Below are 7,101 nucleotides of genomic sequence, written 5' to 3' on the forward strand. Positions count from 1 at the left end.
ATCGGCCGTGGCGGTGAGGGTGGCTTTTTCGATGGTCAGGGTCCCGTTGACTGTTGTCAGTGAATAGTTGTCGGCTGCGCCTCCGCTCAAGGTGATGGCGTAGGTCCCGGCATCGCTGCCGGCATCGGCTGTTGTGCTGGCGGTGGGCTGGGTGATGGCTGTTTCATCGTCTCCGTTCACAAAGCCTGTGTAGCTGATGCTCAGGGCTGGGTTTTCCTCGCCATAGGTTTTGGACTTGTCATCGGCCGTGGCTGTCAAGGTGGCCTTTTCGATGGTCAGGGTTCCGTTGACTGTTGCCAGCGTGTAGTTGTCTGCTGAACCTCCGCTTAGGCTGATGGCGTAGGCACCTACATCACTGCTAGCATCGGCTGTTGTGCTGGCGATGGGTTGGGTGATGGCTGTTTCATCATCTCCGTTCACAAAGCCTGTGTAGCTGATGGTGAGGGCTGGATTTTCATCGCCATAGGTTTTGGACTTATCATCGGCTGTAGCCGTTAAAGTGGCTTTTTCGATGATCAGGGTTCCGTTCACTGTTGAGAGTGAATAGTTATTGGCTGATCCGCCCGATAGTACGATATCATAAACCCCTACATTGCTTGTCTCATCTGCTGTTGTTGAAGCTGTTGGCTCGGTTGCAACAGCAGTTTCATCATCTCCATTAACAAAGCCTGCATAGGTTATGGTAAAGGCCGGGTTGGCTTCGCCATAAGTTTTGCTCTTGTCATCGGCCGTAGCGGTGAGGGTGGCTTTCTCGATGGTGAGTGTTCCGTTCACTGTTACCAGCGTGTAGTTGTCGGCTGCGCCTCCGTTCAGGGTGATGGTATAAGTACCCGCATCGCTACCGGCATCGGCTGTTGTACTGGCGGTGGGTTGGGTGATGGCTGTTTCGTCATCCCCGTTCACAAAGCCTGCATAGCTGATGCTGAGGGCTGGGTTGGCTTCACCGTAGGTTTTGCTCTTGTCTTCAGCTGTGGCTGTCAAAACAGCCTTGTTCACGGTCAGCGAACCGTTATTGCCGATCAGTGAATAGTTGTCGGCCGAGCCTCCACTTAATGTGATATCGTAAGTGCCCACTTCTGAGGTCGCATCGGCTGTTGTGCTGGCGGTGGGCTGGGTGATGGCTGTTTCATCATCTCCATTCACAAAGCCTGTGTAGCTGATGCTCAGGGCTGGGTTTTCCTCGCCATAGGTTTTGGACTTGTCATCGGCTGTGGCGGTGAGGGTGGCCTTGTTTACGGTCAATACCTGAGTAACGTCAGTGGCCGCTGAGTAGCTGTCATTGCCTGCCTGTGAGGCGGTAATGGTGGTTTCTCCTGCTCCTACTATGCTTACTGTACTGCCACTTACGGTGGCTACATTGGTATTGGAACTGGTGTAGGTCACCGTAAGGTTCGAGCTGGCTGTGGCGGTCAGCTCAAAGTCATCGTCCCCGTAGGCCTTGGCTTCTAGCGCATTGAATGTAATGCTTTGGGCAATTTTGCTCACAGGGCCTTGCAGGCTGCTTTCCTGAGCTGTGCCGAACACCTGCCCATCGCTTGGCGTTACTTCGAAGCTGATGTATTTGCCCACATGGTCACTCGTCAACACATAGGTGGTGCTGGTAGCACCGCTGATGGCTGCTTTATTGTTGCCATTTGCATCATCGGCCATATACCATTGGTAAGTTGAGCCGCTTTCCGGATCATTGTCTCCATCACTAAAGGTGTAGGTTCCCGTCAGGGTTTGGCCTACGATCAGATCACCGGTAATCTCTACGTTGGTAACGATGGGGGCTACATTCGGAATAACTGATGAGCCTGTGATTTCGAAGGTAAATGGATTTTCATCCAAATCATTATTGGCAATGGTAACCGTAGCTGATTTGCTGCCTTCAGTTGTAGGATCGAAGGTAACATCGAAATACGTGTAGTCTGCAGCATCGATGCTCGATGCCGGTTGAAGGGCCACAGTGAAGTCGGCTGCATCTGTTCCCGAAATGGTCACTTTTGGATCATTGGTCAGGTTCAACACTTTAGTGCCTTCATTCTTTATGGCAAAAGTCTTAGTAGCATCACCTGACTCAGGGTCTACTGTTCCAAAATCGGTAGTTTCTCCAGCAACTGTTATTTCAGTGCTTCCAGCACTTTTGGAGTCCTCTGCTTCAATAATAGTGAGATTACAGGTGCCGAAACAGGTAAGCGACAGGGCTACTGCCAGTGCATCTCCTGATCCAGATTCTACACCTGTAAAAGCAGCTCCTCCACCTTGTTTGTCAAAGGAACCAGAGCCCGATTTTTGCAGTGAATAATTTAAAGACTGATCTGCCGCTTTATACTCCAGTAGGAGAACATCTCCTACGGCATAACCACTTCCAAATGCACTTAAGGTACCATCTGAAAATTTCTCCCCTGTAGTACTTATATAGCCATATTCATTGGCTTGCTGCCCAATGTCGTGTGCTAGATCACCAAATATCTCTCCGTTGTCTTTTACCCGCACCAATCCTAAAGAAATTCCTTTTGAGCCTGGGAAAATTGTCAACGATTCAATCTGAATTTTCATACTATAATCATAAGCAGGGTCTATGATCATATTGGTAAGGAAAATTCTTGGCTGGAAATCGAATCCTGCCGTGGCCGTAGCACCACCTGAAACAAACTGGTAATCGATCTCGCAGTTTTCTCCACCTTCCAGTGCATCGCAGGTAACAGGCAAGCAGTCCTGGCAAATTTCAGAGTCCTCTATATTGGTATCGGTATTAATGAATACAAAGCCATCGGTAGAACCGGAATGGTCTGGGTTACTCACCGCTATACTTCCTGAATTACCGGCACCGACCACTGCGGTCAATTCGGTATCTGAAACCACATTGAAGCTAGTGGCTGCCACTCCACCAAAAGTCACCCCGGTTACTCCGGTGAAGCCAGTACCTGTGAGGGTCATGGTTCCTCCTTCTATGCCACGGGCCTGGTTAAATGCAGTAATCACAGGGGTTCCATAGCTTGCCAGTTGCAGAGCAGACTCTACTGCCGATCCGGCATGATAGGCATCGGATGGAGTAACTTCAAATGAAATGTACTTATTGGCATCGGCAACGGTGAGGCTATATTGATTAGAGGTTGCTCCCGCAATGGCCACTTTGCCAGTACCTCCCGCATCGTCAGCACGATACCATTTAAAAGTACTTCCTGCCTCGCCATCGTTCTCATCATCATTAAAGTCGTAAGTTCCGGTAATTACCTGACCTATTTCCATCGCACCTGAAATAGCTACATTGGTAGCATTAGGTGCATTGTTGATGGGGCCTTGCAGGGTGCTTTCTACCGCCACCCCGGCATACTTACCATCGTTCGGTGTCACTTCAAAACTGAGGAACTTGTTGGTATCATCTATGGTAGTGGTATAGGTTTGAGCGGTTGCTCCGGCAATGGCTGTCTTGCCTGTTCCGGAAGCGTCTTCCGATCTGTACCATTTAAAGGTGGTGCCACTTTCTGCATCATTATCAGGGTCAGTATAATTGTAGGTACCTGAAAGCATTTCACCCACCTGAAGTTCTCCACTGAATACCACATTGCTGGCTACCGCCAACTGGTTGAGCGTTATGGTTACTCCTGTTGCATCATCGGCCAGATGGTTGGAAGCCAGGTCGCTGATATTACCGGAGGTGGCCTGGTAGGTAATGACCAACTCCAGAATGGCAGTACTCAGGTCGTTAAAAGTGAGTATGAGTTGGTTATCACCCGCTGTGCCGTCTGAAATGGACGTTACGCTATAACTCTTATTGTCTTCAGCAGCCACGGTAAAGTTGCTGTTAACGGCACCTGCCACTTCTACCACTTCACTGAAAGTGAGGGTAATTTGTGTGTCAGAATCTTTTGTGGCACTCACCAAGGTTGGTAATGTTGCATCGTAGGTCAGGCTCAATTGGGTGGCCGAATTATTGAAGTTACCGGCAGCATCTGCTGCAATACTATGGGCTACATCTACAGTTACTTCCCCGTCACCATCGGGCGTAATGGTAGCGGTATAAGTAGTACCTGAACCACTGAAGTTACTGGCCGAGCCATTGCCTACACTAATATCATCCACTGTGAATCCGGTCACTGCTTCATCAAAGGCGAAGGTAGCTGTAAAAGCAGCATTGATTGGGTCATTGGCCGAAGTAGTAATGGTCAATGAAGGCGAAACAATATCGTTGAAAATACTAAACTGCGTGGCCGAAGTGTTGCCATTGCCCGCAGCATCGGTGGCTACATCAGCAACTATATCTACTGTTACGTTTCCATGGTTATTACCATTAATGGTGGCCGTATAGGTTGTTCCCGAACCACTGAATGAACCCGAAGCAATGGTTCCATTGCTCAATTGAAGGTCTGATGCTTCAAAGCCTGTCACGCTTTCACTAAAGGTGATGGTCACATCAAACTGACCTAAGACAGGCCCCGTAGAGCTGCTGCTGATTGTGACTGTAGGAACAGCTGTATCCACTCTTACATCGGCCTGACCAGTATAGGATCCATTCAGTGAGGCATTATTACCGGCAGCATCAGCAATCACTCCTCCATTTAGCTCTATATTCCCCACAGCAACTCCATTGCTATCAGAGTCCCCGGCCAAAGTGGTATACCTAAATGTTAGGGTGGTGGTACCCGAACCACTTAAATAAGTAGCTGTCTTGTTCTGGCCTCCCATGGCGATGTTGATTGAAGGAGTTCCTCCGGAAGTTTCAACCACCACTGCTTCATCAAATTCTACGGTAATATCCATGTTCTGATTAAGGCCATAAGTTTTGCCTACAATGGAACCGGAAACTCTTGATGGTGCCGTTTCATCATTCGTAATGCTGAGTTGTGTGGCAGCAATGTTGTTATTACTCGCTGCATCAATGGCCTTGTTGACGGCAACATCTATTGTAACTGCACCATCTGCAGCCGGAGTTATGGTGGCCGTGTAAACGCTGGCACTCGAAGTTTGGAAGTTACTGGCTGCACCGTTACCGACAGTGATATCGCCCACTTCAAAACCGGTTACATCTTCAGAAAAAGTGAAAGTGGCTGTAAACGCTCCGCTTTGTGGATTTGTGGCATCACTTGAGATCGTTACGGTAGGAGCTGTTTCATCATTGATTAAACTCAATTGCGTGGCAGCAGTATTGTTATTACCGACAGCATCGGACGCTTTATCTGCTGCTACATTTATCGTTACCTCTCCATCGGCTGCCGGAGTTATGGTGGCTGTATACACGCTGGCGCTGGTGGTCTGGAAATTACTGGCAGCTCCATTACCAACTGTGATATCGTCAATCGCAAAGCCTGTTACGTCTTCAGAGAAGGTAAAGGTTGCGGTGAATGCTCCACTTTGAGGATTGGATGCATTACTGGTAATAGTAACCGAAGGAGATATATTATCAGCTTCCACTGTATAGCTTTCCTCGGTGCCAGGCGCCAAGTCGAGTAAGGCTTCTCCATCGGTTTGAGTACCCTCAAAGATATCTATCTTAAGATCGAAGGCACTATGGCTTCCGGAGTTATAGCCTGTAAAAATCACATGCCCATCTGCATAATTACCACTGGTAGAAGAGGAAAATGCATGGCTTCCGCTACCCGAAAAATTCGTCAAAACTATACTGTAGGTCTCGCCTTGAGTAAGCTGTGGTGGATCAGACAATTGTATGGTTTGTCCTGCCGCATCGGTACTGGCCGTGAATTCTACGGTTTCAGTTTTAAGTACAGTTGAACCTCCTGCGCTCTCATCACCACTGTGAATTTCCAGCGTTACCGTTCCTGCAAAACCGTGTTGTCCTGCTTCTGGAAACAAAGTAAAGGCCGTTAGGAAATTGTTGGTGGTGGCTGTAAAAGTCTGCCCTAATTTTGACTGGTTGAGATAATCATTCACCCCAGTCTGCTGAATGGTAGCGGCTCCATTACTATAGCCAATTCCTGTAATATTGTTGGTGCCTGCTGTTCCATCGATACCTTTCACCTTCAGGCTCAATGTGCCATCCACATTGTTTAAATTGTTAACCGTTACATCGTAAATGCTGGCATCTACTGCATTTACCGAAGAGACCGCTCCACCTACTGTTGAGCTGAGGGTAAAATCATCGGCACTGACATTGCGAACATTTTCGCTGAAAGTGACCCTGAAAACAGGTTCGGTACCGGCATTCACATTCGCAGTACCAGGTGTTTGCCTGGCTATAGACTGAACGGTAATTGCTGCTGGCACCTCATAAGCTGCACTTTCTACGGCATCTCCGGTATCAGTTCCATCCGAGGGGGTTACTTCGAAGCTAATGAACTTACCTCCATCGGCTAGAGTCAGGGTATAGGTGGTTCCCGTTGCTCCTGCTATGGCTGCCTTATTGGTTCCGGATGCATCGTCTGCCCTATACCATTTAAAAGAAGACCCACTTTCGGTATCCGATTGAGGGTCGCTAAAATCATAGGTACCTGTCAATTGCTGACCTACGTTCAATGTCCCGGTAATGTCAACATTACTGGCTACCGGAGGATTAGAGATGGTGTATGTTTCATCAGTGGCAGGCAATGTGCTACCAAGTGCTTCACTCGGGCCAGAAGAAACAAAGAGTTTGAAATATAAATCTGCACTTGAAAGAGCGGATGACTGGTAGAGTATACCGTCTGAATAACCAGCCCCTACCTGGGCCGAAAACCCTATACTGTTCGATGGAGCTCCCGGAATATTGACCCTAAGGGTATAAGTGGTTCCAGCCGTTACACTTGGTGGACTACTGAATGAATAGGTCACCTCAGTCTGTGCGGAAGTAATTTGTATATTTTCAGTGGCTAACACTGTTCCTCCGTAACCTTCACCTGAGATTAGCTCTAATGTACCCGCTCCACTGTAACTATGACCTGAGCCTTTTTTTAATACCACATCTAACAAAAGACCAGAGTTATCGGGCCTGAAAGACTGACCAAAAACCGGTGAGTCCGTAATCTGGAGATCAGCCGTAGAGTTGGCGTCTAATTGGGATGGGATTTTAGCAATATCGTTACTTCCTGCACCATCTACTCCTTTCAAGTCAAGGTTGATAGTTCCGATAGAGTTAGTAATGCCCGTGACTTTTATATCATAAACGCTTGAAGAAACAGCTGT

General features: G+C 48.2%; 1 protein-coding gene. It reads right to left on the reverse strand.

All coding sequences use genetic code 11. From position 1 onward, the window contains the following. Positions 1-7,101, reverse strand: a 7,101-nt coding sequence (locus B3O12_RS02700; protein WP_286755205.1) for an MBG domain-containing protein, incomplete at both ends; no start/stop codon positions are given.

Source organism: Roseivirga sp. UBA838 (assembly GCF_002296035.1).
GTDB classification, from domain to species: Bacteria; Bacteroidota; Bacteroidia; order Cytophagales; family Cyclobacteriaceae; genus Roseivirga; species Roseivirga thermotolerans.